Raw genomic sequence first — 20787 nt, 5'->3', positions numbered from 1 at the left:
AGAGCAATTAGAAAAAACGGAATACCACCGGAAGCATACATAAAATAAGTAACATGGCCGATCCTTTATATAGATGATCGGCCTTTATTTTTTTCATTGATCCCGTCAATAAAGCACGTCCGAAAAACATCCAGAAACTTGCTGCTGGAATAAGAATCAAAGTAAAAGCAGCCAGAACCATGAGAAAATTCTCAGGCGAATTCCATGTTTCAGCGGGGAAAATACCTGCGGCAAAAAGTAAAGACTTAGGATTTTTTAAAGTTGAGAAGAATAATTGACGTGGGCGAATATTACGATGATTTTGGCTAAATTGTTGTAAATGCGTGGTTTTCCATAAGCGGAATGCCATCCAGAATACATATAATACGCTAGTGATGTGCAAAATAAGCAGTAGTGCAGGCCAAACCGGATCTGCCAAATGAATGAACACTGCCCAAAAACTAATGCCATAAGCGTAGCCCAACCATTCCATTGGGATAAGCCAGAATGTTTTAGATAAACCTTGTGAGTGAGCGGCGGTTGCAAGTAATGCGTTTGTCGGGCCCGGAATAAGTAAAACAGCCAACATAGCTAATACAAAAAACCAGCTCTCAATCATATAATTTCCACATTAGTAAAGATGCGGCAACATTAAACGAAATGGGCAAAATATAGCAAGTTTAGAGCGTATTCTGATTAGAAAGAATACAAGTTATTCTAAGGCTTATCTTTAAAAAATTATTGATTTATAATAATTTTACTATGAAACATTTTGCTAAACTTTATTCATCACAATATGCAATTAGTTAGCATATTGTGATGCAAAACCGATGATTAATTCGTCTTTTTCCGAACAATAATTGGACAATTCTTAAACTGAGCAGCCTGAACAATGGCTTCTTGTTGACCTAATACACGTGAAAGTTCCGTGTTTTTGGTTGAAGAAGATTGTCCCATATTGACAGAGATGGATGGGCCGAATCCCCAACCGCCTCGTCCCCAGCCACCGCCAAGCCCAAGTCCAACACCCATACCTGTACTTTTTGGTGTCTGTACACCATTGTCGATATATTGTTGAATACGGTTATATTCACTTTGTAGTTGCTGGCAACTCAAAGATTGATACTGCGTCGGAGACACATAAGTCGGTTTTACCGTTGTAGCACAAGCGCTCAATAGTAAAATGGCCGCTGCCAAAGGCACAATATATAAGCCTTTCATCATTTTTCTCTTATCGTTTTGGTTCAATTTCGCTGAACAATGCCTCATAAGACTGAGTCAATTTGTGTTCTGGCGCTAAGTGAGCCAAAGGTAAATTTTTCTGATGTGATTCTTTCATCAAAATCGAAGGCGGTAACATGCTATTGAGCACGGGTAACCCTTCATCTTTTAACTGTTGAACCACTTCCCGAGGTAGTTTTGCTTGGGACTGGAACTGATTCACCACAATTCCTTCAATTTCCAAGCGATCATTATGATCATCTTGCGTTTCGAGAACATTTTCAATCAATGTTTGTAAAGCACGCTTTGAAAAGACATCACAGTCGAAAGGAATCAGGACCTTATCTGCTGCAATTAATGCAGACAATGTGAAAAAGTTAAAGGCTGGAGGTGTGTCAATATAAATGCGGTCATAGCGCCCAACCAAGCTTTGAATAGAGTCACGCAATTTATAAATTTTATGTTTGCTTTCAAGTGCATGCTCAAGAGCACCGAGCGTAGGGCTAGCCGGAAGCACATCTAATTTTGCAAAGGATGTAGAGTGTACAAAACTGTCGAGATCTTTGTTGCGTGGAGCTTTTAGAATTGAGCCCAGTGCGTTCCCAATTAAACCTTTTTGTTGATTATTTCCCAACACATCTTCAAAGAAGTTTTCAATATTTGGTTCTAAAACTGCTTTATCAGCAGCGTATGTTGCTTCTTCACCTAAAAGGTATTGGCTTGAGTTGGCTTGAGGATCAAGATCGATAACCAAGGTCCTTAAGCCATGTTTGGCACTAATGGCAGCCAAATTTACAGTAATACTTGATTTCCCTACACCGCCTTTTTGGTTAAACACCACACGAGTTAGCATGTTTCCCTCTACATATTTTTTTACTGTATGCAGTTTAACCTAGAGCTTACGCAAAAAGGCAAAGAATGTAGAACAATTAAGCAAAAACAGGTTTCACTATCACCAGAATAATAATGGCAACAAATGCGATTGCACTAATGACCAAACCCGCACGGCGCTGAGCTAGCAAAATAGTGTCATCCTTTTTAAAGGCTTTCATTAAAGATGATAAGAGCACTAAAAATAAGATAATTTTAGCGTAGAACCATGGCTGTACCTGAAAGTTCTTCATCACCAGTAAAATTGCTCCGGTAATGAAAACCACGGTAAATGACAAATGCTGTAAAGCAACTAAAGCTTTACGCCCTGCTGGGTTAGGTTGTTCACCTTGTACACCAATAAATAGTGTTGAAGCGCGTAATACAAAAACCATAAGTGCGGCTGCTACCGCAGTCATATGGATAATTTTAGTGAGTAAATGTGCATCCATAAACTAAGCCCTTAGCTTTTAGGTGCATGTGCACATTCTGGACTCGCTGGCGCTTGGCCTTGCCACTCACTTGGTAAATAAGCGTGGATTGCTAAAGCATGAATTTGTCCTGGATTCATTAAATCAGAAGCCAAGGCATAAACTTTTTGATGACGCTGAACCAAACGCAAGCCGTTAAATTCTTCACTCACCACAATCACTTTAAAGTGGGATTCTTTAACAGGAAAATAACCACCGTGGCCGGCAGACTCATTAATGACTTCTAAATGGCTAGGTGCAAGGGTCTGTAACCGTTCAATCAACTGTTGTTCAAGGCTCATAGCTTTTCCTTTTACGATTATTCGTATATTTAGACCTAGTATACCCTGTCTACACACAAACAAAAGTTGCTCTTGTACGCTTTGACTTCAAACAAAATGTCTATTTATTCGGCAACTTATCAATAAAAATAACTCTAAATGCTCATTTCTGTTTTTATTTTATGCAATCAGCATAATTATTTGCATAAAGTTGTTGACCCTTGTTTTGCTTAATGTATTATAAGCGGCACGCGGGAATAGCTCAGTTGGTAGAGCATAACCTTGCCAAGGTTGGGGTCGCGAGTTCGAGTCTCGTTTCCCGCTCCAGATTGGTTTTTTTTGAGAAAGTTTTAGTAAAAACTGCTCATACATGCGGGAATAGCTCAGTTGGTAGAGCATAACCTTGCCAAGGTTGGGGTCGCGAGTTCGAGTCTCGTTTCCCGCTCCAAATTCAAAAGGCACTTATCGAAAGGTAAGTGCCTTTTTCTTTTGATCTGTTTATATATTTAGAATTTCAAAATCGCTCATTGCAGTGATTTAAGTTAGTTATTGTTCGCAAGGTTCTAGAGTTATTCGATGTGTAGATATATAAGGTAATAATTGAAAACAATCTATATTAAAGCTTTCTAGGCAATGACTCTGCTGTAAACATAGGGAAAAGATAAAACTATAATTATAGATATAACTTTTAAAATGATACTGCTCAGTTCTTTGAACATCATTATTGGTTAAATCGCAAAATTGTATATGTTCAGGAGATACATGAAAGTTGAGCTTCTTTAAATGACGGCTCATTCCTTCACCAGTACATTTAATATAGGATTCTTTTAAGGTCCATATTTGAAAAAAACGTTGATATACACTAGTTGGATTAGTCCATTCATTTTGCTGAATCCATTCAATTTCACTTGGCGCTAACACGCTATCGACACGCCTCCATTCGAACTCATGGTTCATTCTTTCGACATCGACTCCTATTTCTCCTTTTTCTGTCACAGCAAAGACAATAAGGTCCGCAGAGTGACTAAGATTAAAATAAATAGCCTTATTGCCTCGTACAAAAGGTTTGCCGTTAGGTTGTAATTGAATGATGACCTCATGAGGCAAGATACCCAACTTATCTGATAAAACAGACTTCATTAACACACGAGAAATTAAGAAAAGTCGTGCAGCATGAGAATGATATTGATCATATCTCAGCTTTTCTGCCGCATTGAGAAAGCGGAGATAATGACTCAATATGAGATGGTTATCTGGTACCCGTGAAACTGGGCAAACATAAACCTGTACTTGGGCTATATCAGACATCACTAAGCTGTGCTGTAGTGCTGATGTACTTTGTCAGAACCGGTGTAAGGTAATCATAAACCGCTTCTACATGGGTAACGTGTGGATTATGACCTGCGCCAGCGATGATATGTACAGGAATCTCAGGACTGATTGGAGTAACAGTTGGATCTTTCTCTCCCACAATAATCTCGATTTTAGATCGAAGCTCAGAAAGCAAAGCTGTCTGTGCTGCGCGCTGCTGCGGCAAATTAATGTGGTGCATGTACTCACTAATATGCTTAGACACTGACATGCGGCGTAGTGAATCCATCGCATATCTCACTGACAGATTTTGTTGCCCCTCTGGATGTAAATCTTTAGCAATCACATCTTTCGGCACAAAACGGAAAATGAGTTTAGATATCGCTTGTATCTGAAACATTCTTGCAGCCTGTGCCTGAATAAAATAAGGCGATATAAGGATAAGGCGTGCAACTTTATCTGGATATTTCTTTGCAAGATTTAATGCAAAAAGACATCCTAATGAGTGGGCAATCACCACACTATTTGGTACCAAAAGCTCTGCAGCAGTATCAATAAATTGAGGGTTATTATCTTCCATCATTTCATAACTACCTGAACGCCCAAGTCCCGGTAAGTCCATCATAGCGACCTGATCATAAGTAATTTTATTGATGATTGGAGACCAACATGCACTATCAAATGGAATGCCGTGTAAAAATAATGCAGAAGCTTTTTCTGATCCAACTGGCTGTTTAGTATAGATTTCTGTCCAATATCGGTTCTGATAGCTAAAAGAATTAGGTGTTGGTACTTGCATACGACCAAAACGTGTAAACACCAAGCGATCAATCCAGCGAGAAAAATAAGGCATGATACTGATCAGGTCTGCGATGCCCATCTTCGCCGCCATCGCCTCTGCCCCAGCAACATGGTAATGCTCGGTAGAAATGAAAGAAAGTTGCTCTTTAGAACCGTCAAGTAATACCTCTGGTAATTTCTCGAGCAAAACTTTAGGTATTTGTAAATGTGGTGAGCTAACTCCCAAATGCTCAGCAGCTAGGTGAACTAGGCGATGAAATTTGGGTGTCGCAGGATCAAGCAGCATATACTCCTGAGCAATGGTCTCAGGATAAGATATCGTTCGGATCAGAAAGCTCACAATATACTGCATATTGCATAGAGGGAGGAATGTGTCACGACCACCTGGTAATGCCAGTAAACGTCCCTGATAGAGCTTATCAATCATGTCCGCAATACCAATATATTGCATATCGCCATAATTATAAAAACCATCAATGACTGTCGCCGGATTTATTGCAGTCCATGGCACATTTAAACGCTTACAGGCCTCAATGAAAGCTTGATGCCCTAGAATTTTTGAAGCCTCATAACCACCATGTTTGCAATACAACTCATCAGCCGATTCTTGCGGCGGCGCAGCCACACGATACCCGCCAATCCAGATAAATCGCTCAAGCTGCTTCAATGTTGCAGCCCATTCAATCAACGCCAGCCCTGACTTAATATTGGTACGCTCAGCTTCAGCTTTGCTAATGCCCCAATTAAATGATGCTGCGAGATGATAAATTACATGGATTTTTGTCTGGGCGTCCGATAATAGAGAGTCCAGCTTAAAATCGCGGCTTAAATCATATTCGACAAACGAAATAGACGGATCGACCAGTCCTTCTGTTGCAATGAAACCTAATAGCTTATCTTTCTTGGTTGCGGCATTACGCAGCGCAGCAATCACCTGATGACCTTCACGCAGAAGTTCAACGATCAATCTGCTGCCAATAAAACCTGCTGCACCTGTTACTAATATGGTCTTCCGTGAAAAATTATCTTTTTTTGCGTTATTTAAATTATCCATAAATCACCTTATTAGGTGCTGGGCACTCCAGCATTGTTTTGAAGCGAGTTATCTTAAAAGTTATATCGAACCTGGGCATACACCAGACTGTTATCTCTAAATTGTCCTAGTACCGTATCATTTCTGCCCCAGAAGCGATCTCCACCTGCATTTAACTGCCAGTGATCATTGAGGTTGTAGTTAATACGTACTCTCAACAATTCATTAGGCTCTGGTGCAAAATAGAATCCTGTAAACTCTAACTTTAAATTGTCATTCAATAGGTTAAACGCATAACGCAGCATAGCTCCATACTGATCTTGCTCATATTGATCGCTGATTGTTTGCTGATAACGGTAGACTGTACTCAATGATGGATTTGTTAGGCTATCGGCAGATTTAAAGTCTTCTGTATGCTTGTACACGCCTACTAAACTCAGCGTAGAATTTTTTAATGACCATTCCGGCCCCATAACTACAGTTAAATTATTTTTCTTATGGGTAAGATCTTCACTACCATTCGAGTCAGTGTGGGTATATGCTGCTTCACCACGCCATACGATATCGTTATGGTTATAACTGAAATCAAATCCATAGACAGACATAGGATTATTTTTCAGTTGCAATGTGGCCTCCCCTGTTGGAGACGCTGAAAGAACTGACAGATCAGGCATATGATCTAAACCTGAGAAATACGATGCCCCTACATCTAGACCATCTACGGAATAATCCCAACGCATTGCAAATGCAGGACGGCTCTTACGGTCTATGTCATACTGAACACCAGCAATCTGACGCAATGGAATCACATCTGAACGACTACGCGGATACCACAATGCCGTCCATTTATTGGTTCCAGATTCAGGAATATAAGTCAATTTGATTGCATCATTTCCTAGACGTTGATCTGTCTCATCTGGTACTAGACGCGTATAGTCACGGGGCGATAGGTTATCCGTTGGGTTAATTCCATCCGCTCTCCCCCAGACGACAATCTGACGGCCAACATCGACATAGACGGTCTGGTCCCAATTATATGACGCATACAACTCACGTAAGTTACGATTTACCTTACTCACCTGATCTGGGTTTACAGTGTGGTCTGTTTCGTCTGAAACCACTATGTCGTAATGCAGCTTAAATGCAGGGTTAAATTTGAGTGTACCATTGGACCAGAAACTTGCTTGCCCAATGTTTTTTAACGAACTTAAATCACGATCTGATGACCACACATCGAGTCTAGCTGAGTTTTGGCTCACAAAACTCATTTCGCTGTCATCTGCATAAGTATGCTGCAGTAGCATAAAGCTACTGCAGCATACAAATACCCAATAGGCACCTTGCGTCATTTCTCAAGACTCTGCGGTGAGAAAAGCTTATCGGACAAGGTTTTTTCTGCCGCAAAATCATTGACGATCACTTGCGTCATATGTTGAGTTTGCAGATTCTTCGCCATAGATTTCATGGCTTGCCATCTTGGTTTCACTTTGCCGTAAGGACGGATATCGGTGAATTCAATATGTTTTAATGGTTTGCCTGCTGTATCCCAAATGTCGATGGTTGCTGTAACAAAGTTGTCTTTGAGTATGCACATACGACGTTTGCTATAACCAAAGTCACTCTTCACCGTATTATTGATTGGCGTTGCTTCAATCATGTAGCAATCTTTGCCATTAAATTTGCCATCTGCAAGTTTCGTGTATTTCCAGTCACTGAGCTTATAGCCAAGGACATCACCATAACTAAAGTCCGTACCAATAAAAGCATCACCCTTATTCGCTGATGCAAGACGGCGTACTTTTTTCAATGCAGGCAAATAGACAAACATACTATCGCTGCCTTTTGCATTTTCAATTAACAGCGTCGTGGTTCCTTGGACATCTGCTGGCGAGATAAACTCAGTCAAACGCATGTTGTTCTGAGTATTTCCAGCAAGCTTGGTCATATTTTTAGTTAAACGTACACGTTGCTCGCCATTTTTAGAGGTCAAAATAAATTTGGCGCTAGCTGTTGAAGACAAGAACTTAGAGGCATCATCACTACGATTAACAATATCTTGAACTTCATCTGCATGAGATGTTTTAGGCATCGACATTGTAAGCGCCGTACCTAACAAAAGGCTTGTCACCACAGTTTGTGCAACAGGAATGCTCTTCTTCTTTGAAGAAAAGATAAAACGAGGTTTTAATATTAGAATCATTGTAGGTACCATAATTAAGGTTGCAAATACACTGAAAAGCATCGCAATCACAATAAACATCGCGAGCCATTGATGAACGTGGAAGCCTTGTGATAAGGACAATACGCCATACCCACCGGCAACCGCAGTCGCGACAAAAAGAGAAGCCTTACCAGCAGTACTTAAAGTTTTACGAATAGCGTCTTTGATATCGCCGCCTTCTTCGCGCAAGATTTCACGCAAGCGGTAGAGGAAGTAAATGGCATAATCCGCACCAATACCTACAGCCATGGCCGAGATGAGAGAGTTCGGAATATTGAGCGGAATATCGAGCCAGCCCATCACGCCAAAGATGGCAAGAATTGAGAACAGAAGTGGAGTCAGAACAATCAGTCCAGCTGAAATCGAACGGAAAACCAATGCTGAAATAAAGAATACGGCAAATGAAATTTGTAGAATGTTCATGAGCTTGCCGTGAACCATCGTTTCAGTCAAAGCAATGGTCTGCGTTACATCACCACCAAAACTCACTACAGCCTTGTCGCCCAATTGACCCGCCATATACGTTTTTAGCGACTCAAGGATTTCTTTAATGCGATGATTACTGCCAGTTTTCAGAAGAATCGTGATCTTGGCATAGCGTTGAGTGGTATCAATGTATGAATCAAAATCCGTCGGCTCACCAGACATTGAATACAGCAGCAGATACTGAGCAACGACATCTTTGGTTCCAGGAACCTGAAATGCTTGTGGCTGATCAGCATTCATTGCCTGATTCATTCGTTTGATATAGTCCACGATAGAGATGGTTTTACCGACCTCTGGAATTGAGTTCGCGAACTTTTCAGTATTATCAATCGCTTTTAAGATTTCAGGATTTTCAATACCATCACGAACCTTCGTATCAACCATAATATAAAGGCTGTTTGTGCCACCGAGAGACTGATTCAAGAATCTGTCATCTTGTTGCATTGGTAAGTCACGAGAGAAGAAATTACGGCTATCGTTATCCACCACAATGCGGCTCGTGCCAATAGCAAGGAAGATGCCCATTGCCGCAATCGCAGTCATTAACATCATTCGTGGACGAACTGACAAAATGACATCACCAATACGGTTTGGAATCCAATCCCAAATTGGCAAGCCTTTGCGTTTGACCTTCACAACCGAAGGTGGTGGCAACATTGAGCGGAGTGCCGGAATAAAAGTCATCTCAATCACCAGCGTACTGATGATCCCAATTCCTGTAAAAATACCAAATGAACGAATCGTTGGAATGTTGAAGGTCAACAGAGAGAAGAATCCAGCCGCTGCAATACCACCAGCCAACACCATAACCGGACCAACACGAACCAAAGACTGCACTACAGCTTCGCTATTGGCAGCTTTAGGCTCCATCCCTTGAGCAATCAGGCGATCAAAATCTTCATAGTAGCGCTTGAGCAACTGCACGGCGTGCCCTGCTGCAATCGCTAGAATCAGAATTGGTGTAGGTGAGTTAAAGATATCCATTGGCTGTTTGAACAAGCCCATCATGCCCATACCCCATGCCACAGCCAACAAAGCTGTAACGAGTGGCAGAATCAAACCTTGCTTACTGCGGAATGCTTCAAAGTGCAATAAACCAATCACTAAGACGGCAATCGGGAACAAGATATTGATACGCTTAGAGTAGTCTTCAGCTTTATCCAGATACACAGGATTGCCACCGACACTGATGGTCATATCTTTAGATTGTTCACTCTCTACGATTTTGTTGATCGGGCCCATCATCTTTTGGAAGCCCTCTGGACTTTCCTCAAGCTCAAGCAAAATCGCAGCAGTTCGTTGATCTTTAGATACCACTGAATTCATATAGGTTGGATTCAGTGCCAGTAGTTTTTTCAGGTGATCGATATCTTCTTGAGTGACTGAACTACTCGGCAATAGTTTCTTGGCATCGAACCCTTCTGCATTCGCCTCGATACCTTTTGCCTGACGTGCAGCCAGACTCATCATCGTGGAACGGACCACGCCCGGTGCATTATCAACTTCTTCGGTAATGCGTTTGACTTTCTCCAATACTTGCGGCTGATAAATATCACCCTGCTTTGGAGTAATACCAATCACGACCATATATTTGGAGCCGAATTTCTTTTCAATCAGCTTGGTCGAGGTGATGTAAGGATGCCCTTTAGGTGCAAGTGCATCTGGGTCAATAATAATTTTTACGCCAGATGCAAGATATGCCAGAGCAAGTGTTAAGAGCATCACTACAGTCAAGACAATACGGCGATGACTAAGAATCCAACGCGCGTATTTCTCCATCATTTGTTGAGTCTTACGAGGTGGTTTATTGGCCTCGTGAGTTGGTTTATTTTCATTGCCAACTGACTCATAGGCTTCACCCTTTTGAGCCAATGCTTGAAGATTGTCGACATCTTTTTTGAACTGGGCGAGCACCATCTTTTTTAGCAGTGCTGGCGGCAATACACCAAAAAAACTACCTGGCTCTGCTTCAAACACCCATTCAATCCATGTACCTTCCGGATGTGGTTTGAAACGGTAAGTACCTGTGTAGTGAAAGGGTCCCTCCACTACTTTAAACGCATACAATTCGTTCGGTACTAGATGTGTAATTTCACCTTTAAAGGACATTTCACGACCAATAAAGCTAAAACCGATTTCGTACTTACTACCCACACGCGGATTACTGTCTAGCAATTCAGAATGCTTACACGACAATTGCCAACCTGCATCATTGGCCGGGTTTGCAAGGTAAGTGAAAACCTTGTCAATCTCGGCCGGTATGAGGAAAGCATGTTCTATGGTCACCATAGTTGTTCTACCTTCTTATATTTCTTATGTAGGAATTGGGTACATCTGATCAATTGTCTGGGCTACAGCCACGACATTCTCAGCGTACATAATTGATGAGTGGTCACCAGGCAAATCGACTTGTGTCAACGTGTCTTTGACTAGTTGATCCCAACCTAGACTTTCTCCAAAGTCTTCCTGCTCATCTTTGGCCTTGACCAAAAGGATTGGAAAATCTTCAGATTCTGGGAAATAGGTCTGGAGTGCGATGCCATTCGCCAAATAAGTATCAAAGTAAAGTCGGAAATCTGATGGGTCTGCATCGAGAGGCAGAACATTAATGGCTTTAGCTTCTTTAAGTACATGATCAAACATTTGATCTGGACTCAACTCACGCAAATATTGCGCTGGGATCGTCAACTTTTTGCCATAAGGTGCAGCCAAATCACGGGCGAACCAAGACAAAAGCATGGCATCGTCGGCATCTTCAGGCACATTCTCTGGAATTGGAGCACGGGTATCGATCATGACAATACCTGTGACCTGTTGCCCCATTTGACGCAACTGACGACTGATCTCATATGCAATCGCCCCACCGAAACACCAACCACCGAGGAAATAAGGTCCTTGAGGCTGCATCTTTTGCATTTCAGCAATATAGAGCGTCGCCATTTCTTCAATCGCCACTTCCGCAGCATCGGCTTCAATCAGTCCAGGAGACTGAATAGCACGTAGTGTACGGTTCGGATTGAGATGCCGCGAAAGCTCCATATAACAGAAGGTACTGCCACCAATCGGATGGAACAGCCATAGCGGTTGTTCATAGGTTCCACGGCGCAGCTCAATTACGATGGATGGTTTAATTTCTTTATTTTCACGAATGATCTCACCCAGACGTTCCACAGTGGAGTACTGTGCCAACAAAGCAACTGACAGTTCGGTACCGAAAGCCTTTTTGAGATGATTGACAAGCTTCACAGCTAATAGTGAATGCCCACCTAATTCAAAGAAATCATCATGTATACCAACTCGCTTGACCGACAAGATCTGCTCAAAGGTAGTACACAGTTCGATTTCAATCGGATCACGCGGTGCAACATAATCATTGCTCTGCTCAAAGATCGGCTCAGGAAATGCCTTACGATCCAACTTATTGTTGGCCGTCATTGGAAACTCATCCAATCGGATAAAAGCACTTGGCACCATATAAGCTGGAAGATGGATTTGCATGGTCTTTTTCAAACTAGCAATATCAAGCTCTTGTCCAGTTACATACGCCACCAATTTCTGGTCGTTGTCAGCTGTGGACTTAACCAGCACTACTGCATCTGTAATACCGTCGATTTGTTTGAGAACATTCTCGATTTCACCTAGTTCGATACGGAACCCACGAATCTTGACCTGAAAATCCAGACGTCCGTGATGAGTCAAGCGTCCATCTGTACGCAGGCAGACTTTATCCCCTGTACGGTAGAGTCGACCGGCATTTGGTAGAGATGGCAATGTTCTAAATTGTGCATTTGTCAGTTCAGGTCGATGCCAGTAATCAACTGCCAGACCATCACCGCCAATCCAAAGCTCACCCATAACACCTGGTGGAACTAAACGCTGCTGCTCATCAAGGACATAAAGCTGAGTGTTCGCCAGTGGTTCACCTAAATCAATATACTTTGCATCAGTGATACGAGCCGCACTAGACCACACTGTAGTTTCGGTCGGACCATAGACATTCCATAGACAACCGACTTTACCGAGTAGTTTTTCTGCCAGAATAGTATCTAGCGCTTCGCCTCCACAGAGTGCTGTCAATCCCGCATTGCCGCTCCATTCGCTGTCTAAAAGCATTTTCCAAGTAGCCGGTGTTGCCTGCAGGATATTGATAGACTTGGCATTTAGATAATCCACCAATTGATTGCCATCTTGTGATACCTCACGTGGGCAAACATGGACCACACCGCCGTACATTAGCGGAATGAGTAATTCAAGAATTGAAATATCAAAGGCATAAGTAGTGATTGCTAATAGCTGAGTATCAGCAGTTACTTGCAATCTATCATTCATGGATAGCAAGAAATTGATAATTGAAGGATGCCCAATACGGACACCTTTAGGCTTACCTGTCGAGCCTGATGTGTACATCACATAAGCAATGTCGCCAAAGGCAAGCGTCTCGCGCACCTGTTCAAGTGCCACAACACCAGCTTGATTGATATCTAAGCATGACACAGAAACGTTAAGAGCATCCATCAACTCGGTTTGAGTCAAGATGACTTTAGGTTCGGCATCTTCAATGATGTTCTGTAGACGTTCAGTTGGGAAATTAGGATCCAGTGGCACATAAGCTGCCCCTGCCGCCCAGATCCCAAGGATTGCTGCTGGCAATAACGCCGTGCGGTCTAACATTAGACCTACACGATCACCTTGAGTAATACCGTGTGCACGCAAATATTCAGCAATACCAGCAATATGTTGACCTAACTCACAGTAGCTAACCGCATGATCCTTTGAGGTCAAAGCATGATTGTCACCACGCTCTTCTATCTGCTTTAGAATCATTCCAAGTAGATCATGCTGAGCATAATCAGTCACCTTTCCACGGAGGGCCTCAAACTGAATGCCATCTTTATAATCAGGTGCGATATCTAACTCAACGATCTTACGTTCAGGGTGAGCCACCATCTCTGATAGTACAGCTTGCAGCAGTTGCACCATATTCTCGGCAGACTGTGCAGAAAATAGATCAGTGTTGTATTTCAATACGCCAACGAGTTCACCTTGATATTCACCGCCCATTTCCAGCGTAATATCCAACTGCCCTTCTTGCTGGCGAACCGGAAAACTTCCTAACGTCAAATCTTGTCCAACCAAAGTGGCCGGAGTCTGGATTGGTAGGAGTAGTTCTTTAAACTCATCCATACCGCCCAAACGTTCCCAGAACACTCCTATCTGAGCCAATGGATTAATACTGCCATCACGCTTTGGTGAAACCGCCTCAACTACTCTAGAAAAGGCAACTTTTTGATGCTTAAGGCTCTGTCTTAATTGTTCCTGAACCTGCTGCGTAAATTGACGTAAAGTCTGATCAGCATCGATGTCTATGTGAATAGCAATCGTGTTGACAAACTGACCCAATGCATTACGTAAAGAACGTTCAAGTCGTCCTGCTACGGGCGTAGCAATCACTAGATTATTTTCATTAGATAGTTTGTGCAGCAAAATATAAAAGCCAGATAGCACAAGCCCGAACAACGTGATCTCATAATCTTTTGCCAAGTTTACAAGACCAGATGACACTGACTCAGGCACACGGAAAACCAGTGAACTGCCTTTATGTTGCTGTACAGCTGGACGTGGGTAATCAAGCGGAATGCTATGCACATGCGGTGCATGCTTCAGTGCATTTTTCCAGAAAATTAAGCTCTCATCAGTATCATCAATCACGCTGCTCTGCTGCTTATCGGCATACTGTGCAAATTCGATTCCGTTCACTGCATCCGACTCTGCAACGAGTCCAAAACGTTTGCTAACGTCTCGCAGCAATAGACCAATTGACCAAAAATCCATGAGCGCATGATGAATCACAAATGCGATCACATAATGATTTTGACCGCGTTCATAACAATGAATACGCCATAACGGTGGCTGAGTCAGGTCAAACGGCTGCTTGGCGTCTTGCTCAACCAATTGCGTCAATTCAGAAGCTTCAATATGACGAGCATCAGAAAAGATGATATTCGGATACACGCGATCCCAGATGAGTTGCTCAATTCCCTGATCATTGGCTGGCATGCTTACGCGCAGTAGCGGATAATCATGCATTACCGCTTCTAGTATTTCTATTGGCTTGTTACCTAATGGTTGGTTAACCTTCACATCAAAGGCCACCACCATATTGTAGGCACTGCAAGTTGGCTCAAGACGCTGGATATACCAAATGCCAAGCTGCTCTGCAGAAATCGCATGACGCGACAGAACTTCCGGTTCTAGTCGTGCAAGGTTGTTCATGAAGCAACTCCCTGCTGCAACTCAGAAACAAGATATTCAGCCAACGCATTGATTGTTGGGTAATCCCATAATAGTGTTGGCTCAAGTTCTAATTTCGTCAGATCTTCTAAATCCCCAGACACAGACAAAGCAACAATCGAATCAAGACCATAACTGGTAAATTTTTGATCTGGATCAATCGTCTCAGGCTCTACGCGCATCTCTTTAGCGACTAGCGTACGAATGATTGCGCTCCAGTAAGCTTTATCTTTATTCATGGGGTAATCTCCTTTTTAACCGGTTTGGCATCACGCGGTGCCAGTGCAAAATCGATGACAGATAACATGTGATTGGTTGAAATTCGGTCCAGCAGATCTGCCAATGTGCTTTCACGTAGTGACGTCATAGGAGGAGCTGTCTGCCCTTCAGCAGCATTTAAGAAAATGATCAGCCATGCACCATCCTGTAAAGCAGGCCTTAAACCATGGCGGTTAAAAACCCAGAAACCCAACACAGCAATACGAGCGAATAACTCGGCGTAGTCACGGGCGAGACTGAAGCGCATCGTTTCAAACTCCTTGCTTTGCTCAGAATTTGAAAAGTAGTCCTGAATTTTTTGATCCAATGAACGCTGTTCAACAAGAAGCTGGTTTGCTCGCTCATGTAGCGTAGCTAGCGTCTCAGCAGACAACCCAACTGTGACATTAGAGTCGTTGAGCATTTCGATGATTGTTTCGAGTGACTCCATCACCAAGTCACCATCTCGGTTGAAAATCTCAAGCTCACGGAAATCAATAGCACCTGTCTCTACCTGTAAGTCATATAACTGGCGATAGCGTGCTTTCGCTTCAGCTTGATTGAGATGGTCGGCTTTTTTGCTGCGCCCTTTATTGGCAGATTTGAGCTGAAAACTCAGACTGTCTAGGCAGACGGTGCTACTACCGTCAAACACACTGACAATCAGATGGTCCCTGAATGCTTTCTGAAACATTCCATCTGCATATGCATTTCTTAAGAAAAAACGTGACCCAAGCACTGAGGATGTGATTTTGGCAAGCGACTCTACATATTCAGGCACCAGTACCTTGACGATTGGTGACCATGTACTGAACTGATTGATACAAACGTGTAACCCTCGCGCACCAACAAGTGATAACACCTCCGCTGCTAAAAGGTAGGCATAAGCTGTAGCGAGTTGCTCACGTACCAACGGTATGCTTATTACTTTTTTGTTATATAACTCGCGTTCAATCGCAAACTCGGTTGCGATGCGTAGCATCGTATCGCCGGCACCTAGAGAGAAACTACTGCAATATGCACGCGTTACCTGTAGAGTTTTGAGTCCAAGTTCTAACCCCTGGCCTTCTTCACCGATCAGGGCATCTTTATGAATTTCAGCGTTATTAAAACCAATACCGCTGATATCTAAACCACGCATGCCCACTGTTGGCAGGCGGTTCAGGCTATACGTACCTTTAGAAGCCATATGACGCTTATCGAGCCAGAATGCACTCAGGCTACGGGGTCCACGATCATTTGACGTTTTAGCGATTAGACTTAAAGAGTCACCTAGAGTGGCGCGATTGATCGACCATTTCTCGCCATTTAAGACGTACTTACTGTCGGAAGGTTGCGCAGTCACTTCACTAGATAACAGGTCAGCACCATGCGCTTTCTCACTATAAGCCAGCGCTGGAGCAGCACCACTTAAAATTCGGTTAGCGATGTTTTGGCATTGGCTCTCATTACCACCGATCCATACGATCACAGACCAAGCATTCGTGCTATAGGTCGAATTGATGGTCAGATCGCGTCGTGCCAACACACGATGCAGATATAACAACTCTTCACCAATTTCCATACGGCCTCCAAGCTCTGAAGGCACATAGAAACGGTTCATACCCACCGCATTCAGAAAATCAACAGCTCGCTGTGGATATTGCTCTTTCTCATCACGCTCGATAGCTGCGGACCAAGAAAAATCATTATTAGTATCATGTACGGAGCCTAAAATTTGCTCCAGACGAGCGGCAGATTGAAACTGCCGCAAATTGGATGTAAGTGACATGGATTTTCACTCAAGGATTTAAAAGATAAGGGTTAAAACAAAGCACTTTTCAGACGATTAAAAATCAGCGTGCGTACTTCACGTTCCTTGATCATTGAGTTGAGTAGATTGGAGCTATAACGAATCAGCTGCCCCCGCTGCTCACGATCACGGATGACGTCTAAGCCGTTCTTGACATAGTTTCGAGCAATCACCGTTCTACGGTTTGGATGGGTTAAACAGACCAGTTGACCGCGTTCGATCTGCTCTTTAATTTTTCTTCTTCTAATTTTGCCGCTAGTGGTCTTATTTATTCGGCCTTGGTGCAGTAAATAGACACCGTCTACAGGCAAACCAATATCAGCCGCCACTTGTTCTTTAACTTGAGTTCTGATGGTTTCAAAATTAAGTGTTTTATCTAAGGACTTTTTCTTAATCTCAAGTACAACCGTAACCCCTTCAGAATCAGCAAAGTTCACTGCTGCGACACAACCTTTACGAACAGCAGGATGTGCCATTTCAACAGAGCACTCGATATCTTGCGGATAATAGTTTTTGCCACGAATGATAATCACATCCTTAAGGCGGCCGGTTATATAAAGGTCTCCGTTTTTGATAAAGCCCATATCACCCGTTCTTAAGTAGTGTACTTGGCTAGGTTGTCCCGCCTCATCAAGGATCGTTGCTTCAAAGGTTTCCTGATTAACTTCCGGCTTTTGCCAGTAACCCGCAGTGACACTCTCACCTGCTAGCCAGATTTCACCGACTTCGTGAGCCGCTACCTCTTTACGGGTATGAGGATTAACGATACGACAATCAATATGTTTCGAGATCTTGCCACAGCTCACTACTTGTACGGCTGTCTGATCTTGGCTGGTCTGTACCAAATGGGCATTTAACTGGTCACGATCAAGTGAAATTGCATTGAGAGGACCAGTTACGCCACTGACTAAGAGCGTCACTTCTGCCAAGCCATAACATGGCAAGAAAGTATCTAGTCGGAGCTTCGATAGTGTATTGAACTTCTCCATGAAGCGTTGCATGACATGGGCCTTGATCGGCTCGGCACCATTAAACAGCACACGCACACGGCTTAGATCAAGCGATGCAGCCTGCTCATCAGTGATGCGATGTAGGCACAATTCATAGGCAAAATTTGGCCCACCACTAATCGTGACGCCTTTTTCACTAATAAATTGTAGCCATTTAATAGGTTTTCGAATGAAGTCCAGCGGCGACATGACATAACAAGTCAGTCCCACATATACGGTTTGCAAAACCGAGCCGATCAACCCCATATCGTGGTAAACAGGCAGCCACGTCAGGCCAACATCTTCTGGTTGTGTACCAAAAGCTTCGGCAATCATGACTTCATTGGCCATAATATTTTTATGAGTGACAATTACGCCTTTAGGCCAGCCTGTTGAGCCTGAAGTATATTGAAGGAAGCAGATATCTTTTTCAGTAATAAGCGGAAAATCTTTTTCCACCAAGTCACGCTGCAATTCGGCATCAACAGCATGTAATATCAAATTTTCATTTTGAGCTTTTAGTGTGATAAGACCTGCGAGCTCAAGAATCTTTTTTGTTGTGAGTACAATCTTAGGCTCACAGTCATTCATAATATTCAAAATATTAGAAAAACCATTACGGTTAAACGGTAAGCTGACTGGTACTGCAATAATTTTAGCTTTCAAACAGGCAAAGAACGATACGATAAAGTCCAACCCAGGTTCGAACAGCAATACGGCACGGTCACCACTGTCTACAATATTCATTAATATTTGGGCTTGATGTTGAACTCGCTCATTCAAATCTGAATATGTCAGAGATTGAATACCACCAGACTGGCGTCCCAAATACTCAAAAGCGATCTTATTTCCATTTAATTTTGCGTGGGATTCCAAAGTTGCAATGATATTATCCGTACACATTACAGCCATAACTTACTCCGATTAATTATAATTAACCTTTAAAATCTGCTAATTCAGAAACGACATTTCTTGCTAGGTTTCTTAATAAAAGAATAAATATACTTTTTATTTAAAATATAAATTCACATTATATTTTATGTGTGAGTGTTAATTATTACACCTGTAAGTGTTTACAGGTTAGTGGTCTCTTATCGAAAATTAAGAAGCTAAATCCTTTATATGAATCATTTTTTGTTCAGTTATATATTTTTAATTTCTTATCATTATTTTAAATTAATGCCTCATCTATTCCTAATTTAGATACGTATAAGCCAAGATTTTGAAGGTTTTTTACTCTTAAACAGTTTCTTTCTTATTATTTTTAAATCTAGATTAAATAATTTCAAAAACTTTATAAAACAATATAAATTAAAAATCAAATTATTATATTTATATAGGCATATATAAAATATAAATATTTAAGGATATAGCTTAGAAATAAGTAAATAGATATTTTATTTTAATATTAAAAATTAATTTATTATATTTCCTTAAATTTAAATTATTTAACTAATGTAAATCAATCATATAAATCTTAAAATTACTTATTTCTTTTAATTTTAATATTAAATTCCTATTTTATTTATAATCTCTACAAAAGCCCTAGCATTACAGCTCGAATAGCTGCTGAAATTTTATTATTTACATTTAACTTTTGCATGGAGTTACTGAGATGGAAATTTACGGTTCTTTCAGTTACTCCAAGAATCTGAGCTATTTCTGCTGACGTTTTGCCTTCGGCAGTCCAACGTAGCGCCTCTTTTTCCCTGTTCGTTAAATAAAGATTGAATTTAGCAAACTCTACATCATTTACTATTTTAGCAATGCTGGAATGCACTGTTTGAGTCAACCAGTACATATTCGTATATTGTGCTTTTTGCTCTTTTTCTGATAACTGGTCGTTGGATCTTGCCAGTGTTAGCATTCCTCGGGTCCCAATAAAATCACGGCTTGACTGAGCCCAACCGACATTTAAACCATAAGAACGCGCTTCCTCCCAAAAATCTTTTTCTGCCTGTGACTTTGCAGATTGACTCGACCAAACAAGAGGTTGAAGTGATACCATACAATGCTGCACAGTTGGATCTATCTTCACATATTGCCGTTCCACATAACGTTTCTGCCATGCTTCTGGATAATTATTCAACATAATTGTTTTTGGTTCAGCAATAGATAAGGGTGATTGCATACCATAAGCGCAATAGTCAAATCCGAGCCTTGATGCGGTAGATTTAACGATCTCAAACAACTGGTATTCATTTTTTACCACCAAAAATGCTGATAATAAATCCTCTTGCCAACTTTCCATTTGCTCTCATTAGACTCCATTCACAGACTATTTTTTATTCGGTTGCATATTGTGAATCCAAGCAATCAAATTGAAGTGTAGGTCTAATCTTTTACCGTAATTTCCATAAAGTCCTTCAAAAATCTAAAAGATTCTGAAGTCGCTGAATATATTTTCGGTGCCTACTCTTCTATTAGAGCTCTCAATTAAAGATTTTGAATTCATCATCCAATTAACAACACTTTTAAGCCCGGAATGGTTGCAAATTATTCAGATAAACTAGATGTCTGAAAGCTTTCAAGGTTGTTATATTTCATGCGCAGATTATGCTTTAAAAATTAAAATTTACACGATGCATTTTATTCCAAAATATATATTTTTTTAATTTATAAAGAGGTCGACTACTTAATCTTTATAGTATGCTTTTATTAATTTAATTAAATAATATTGTCTATCAATTATTCGATATCTCCAATTTTCTTAGTTTTTATATATAAAAACTAAAAATAATTATAATACTTTAAAAACCAATCAATTAAAGTAAAAATCCTCAT

At 41.5% G+C, this 20787-nt stretch carries 14 protein-coding genes and 2 tRNA genes; 2 read left to right on the top strand and 14 right to left on the bottom strand.

The window, feature by feature from the left end; genetic code table 11:
• Positions 1–7 precede the first annotated feature (7 nt).
• From EGT34_RS12065 to EGT34_RS12045, 5 genes are all read right to left on the bottom strand, one after another.
• Positions 8–598 carry a LysE family translocator gene (locus EGT34_RS12065; protein WP_000573143.1) on the bottom strand — a complete coding sequence of 197 codons (591 nt, stop codon included), beginning with the start codon at positions 596–598 and terminating at the stop codon, positions 8–10.
• A 215-nt stretch (positions 599–813) separates the two neighbouring features.
• The gene (locus EGT34_RS12060; protein ID WP_000677528.1) at positions 814–1200 is read right to left on the bottom strand and encodes a hypothetical protein; all 387 of its coding nucleotides are present in this window, start codon (positions 1198–1200) and stop codon (positions 814–816) included.
• A 10-nt stretch (positions 1201–1210) separates the two neighbouring features.
• A complete protein-coding gene (locus EGT34_RS12055; protein WP_000957990.1) occupies positions 1211–2053 on the bottom strand; it encodes a ParA family protein in 843 nt (280 codons plus the stop codon).
• A 76-nt stretch (positions 2054–2129) separates the two neighbouring features.
• Positions 2130–2522 carry a SirB2 family protein gene (locus tag EGT34_RS12050; RefSeq protein ID WP_000338675.1) on the bottom strand — a complete coding sequence of 131 codons (393 nt, stop codon included), beginning with the start codon at positions 2520–2522 and terminating at the stop codon, positions 2130–2132.
• A gap of 11 nt (positions 2523–2533) precedes the next feature.
• Positions 2534–2842: a BolA family protein gene (locus tag EGT34_RS12045; RefSeq protein WP_024437321.1), complete on the bottom strand. Its 309-nt coding sequence runs from the start codon at positions 2840–2842 to the stop codon at positions 2534–2536.
• Positions 2843–3072: 230 nt separating this feature from the next.
• On the opposite strand from EGT34_RS12045, the gene EGT34_RS12040 reads away from it, so the two are divergent.
• Positions 3073–3148 (top strand) — tRNA-Gly (locus tag EGT34_RS12040).
• Between the two features lie 45 nt (positions 3149–3193).
• Positions 3194–3269: transfer RNA gene (locus EGT34_RS12035), tRNA-Gly, on the top strand.
• Positions 3270–3367: 98 nt separating this feature from the next.
• Here the strand turns inward: EGT34_RS12035 and EGT34_RS12030 are convergent.
• The 9 genes from EGT34_RS12030 to abaR form a co-directional block, all read right to left on the bottom strand.
• Positions 3368–4129: a 4'-phosphopantetheinyl transferase family protein gene (locus EGT34_RS12030; RefSeq protein WP_001279797.1), complete on the bottom strand. Its 762-nt coding sequence runs from the start codon at positions 4127–4129 to the stop codon at positions 3368–3370.
• Complete coding sequence (locus EGT34_RS12025; RefSeq protein WP_024437320.1) at positions 4122–5987, bottom strand: alpha/beta fold hydrolase; 1866 nt, start codon at positions 5985–5987, stop codon at positions 4122–4124. Before EGT34_RS12025 ends, EGT34_RS12030 begins: the two co-directional genes overlap by 8 nt.
• Positions 5988–6040: 53 nt before the next feature.
• Positions 6041–7315 carry a DUF1302 family protein gene (locus EGT34_RS12020; RefSeq protein ID WP_000191722.1) on the bottom strand — a complete coding sequence of 425 codons (1275 nt, stop codon included), beginning with the start codon at positions 7313–7315 and terminating at the stop codon, positions 6041–6043.
• Entirely contained in the window at positions 7312–10962 is a 3651-nt protein-coding gene (locus EGT34_RS12015; protein ID WP_024437319.1) for an outer membrane lipoprotein-sorting protein, read from the bottom strand. Before EGT34_RS12015 ends, EGT34_RS12020 begins: the two co-directional genes overlap by 4 nt.
• Positions 10963–10986: 24 nt before the next feature.
• A complete protein-coding gene (locus EGT34_RS12010; RefSeq protein WP_001060979.1) occupies positions 10987–14946 on the bottom strand; it encodes a non-ribosomal peptide synthetase in 3960 nt (1319 codons plus the stop codon).
• Positions 14943–15203, bottom strand: coding sequence for an acyl carrier protein (locus EGT34_RS12005; protein ID WP_001030690.1), 261 nt, complete (start codon positions 15201–15203; stop codon positions 14943–14945). Before EGT34_RS12005 ends, EGT34_RS12010 begins: the two co-directional genes overlap by 4 nt.
• On the bottom strand, positions 15200–16975 hold the full coding sequence (locus EGT34_RS12000) for an acyl-CoA dehydrogenase (RefSeq protein WP_085947910.1): 1776 nt from the start codon (positions 16973–16975) through the stop codon (positions 15200–15202). The genes EGT34_RS12005 and EGT34_RS12000 overlap by 4 nt, the downstream gene beginning before the upstream one ends.
• A 50-nt stretch (positions 16976–17025) precedes the next feature.
• Positions 17026–18915 (bottom strand): fatty acyl-AMP ligase, encoded by a 1890-nt coding sequence (locus EGT34_RS11995; RefSeq protein WP_024437318.1) that lies wholly within the window; start codon positions 18913–18915, stop codon positions 17026–17028.
• Positions 18916–19537: 622 nt separating this feature from the next.
• Positions 19538–20254 (bottom strand): LuxR family transcriptional regulator AbaR, encoded by a 717-nt coding sequence (gene abaR / locus EGT34_RS11990; protein ID WP_000446782.1) that lies wholly within the window; start codon positions 20252–20254, stop codon positions 19538–19540.
• Positions 20255–20787 lie beyond the last annotated feature (533 nt).

It is taken from the genome of Acinetobacter sp. FDAARGOS_558, assembly GCF_003937785.1.
Classification (GTDB): Bacteria; Pseudomonadota; Gammaproteobacteria; order Pseudomonadales; family Moraxellaceae; genus Acinetobacter; species Acinetobacter baumannii.
This window is presented reverse-complemented; position numbering and strand designations above follow the sequence as displayed.

What these genes read in the sequence shown, in the direction of transcription:
- EGT34_RS12020 (WP_000191722.1), bottom strand. Translation starts at nt 7,315, where the DNA reads ATGACGCAAGGTGCCTATTGGGTATTTGTATGCTGCAGTAGCTTTATG.
- EGT34_RS12055 (WP_000957990.1), bottom strand. Translation starts at nt 2,053, where the DNA reads ATGCTAACTCGTGTGGTGTTTAACCAAAAAGGCGGTGTAGGGAAATCA.
- EGT34_RS12060 (WP_000677528.1), bottom strand. Translation starts at nt 1,200, where the DNA reads ATGAAAGGCTTATATATTGTGCCTTTGGCAGCGGCCATTTTACTATTG.
- EGT34_RS12015 (WP_024437319.1), bottom strand. Translation starts at nt 10,962, where the DNA reads ATGGTGACCATAGAACATGCTTTCCTCATACCGGCCGAGATTGACAAG.
- EGT34_RS12025 (WP_024437320.1), bottom strand. Translation starts at nt 5,987, where the DNA reads ATGGATAATTTAAATAACGCAAAAAAAGATAATTTTTCACGGAAGACC.
- EGT34_RS12010 (WP_001060979.1), bottom strand. Translation starts at nt 14,946, where the DNA reads ATGAACAACCTTGCACGACTAGAACCGGAAGTTCTGTCGCGTCATGCG.
- EGT34_RS11995 (WP_024437318.1), bottom strand. Translation starts at nt 18,915, where the DNA reads ATGGCTGTAATGTGTACGGATAATATCATTGCAACTTTGGAATCCCAC.
- EGT34_RS12065 (WP_000573143.1), bottom strand. Translation starts at nt 598, where the DNA reads ATGATTGAGAGCTGGTTTTTTGTATTAGCTATGTTGGCTGTTTTACTT.
- abaR (WP_000446782.1), bottom strand. Translation starts at nt 20,254, where the DNA reads ATGGAAAGTTGGCAAGAGGATTTATTATCAGCATTTTTGGTGGTAAAA.
- EGT34_RS12050 (WP_000338675.1), bottom strand. Translation starts at nt 2,522, where the DNA reads ATGGATGCACATTTACTCACTAAAATTATCCATATGACTGCGGTAGCA.
- EGT34_RS12005 (WP_001030690.1), bottom strand. Translation starts at nt 15,203, where the DNA reads ATGAATAAAGATAAAGCTTACTGGAGCGCAATCATTCGTACGCTAGTC.
- EGT34_RS12030 (WP_001279797.1), bottom strand. Translation starts at nt 4,129, where the DNA reads ATGTCTGATATAGCCCAAGTACAGGTTTATGTTTGCCCAGTTTCACGG.
- EGT34_RS12045 (WP_024437321.1), bottom strand. Translation starts at nt 2,842, where the DNA reads ATGAGCCTTGAACAACAGTTGATTGAACGGTTACAGACCCTTGCACCT.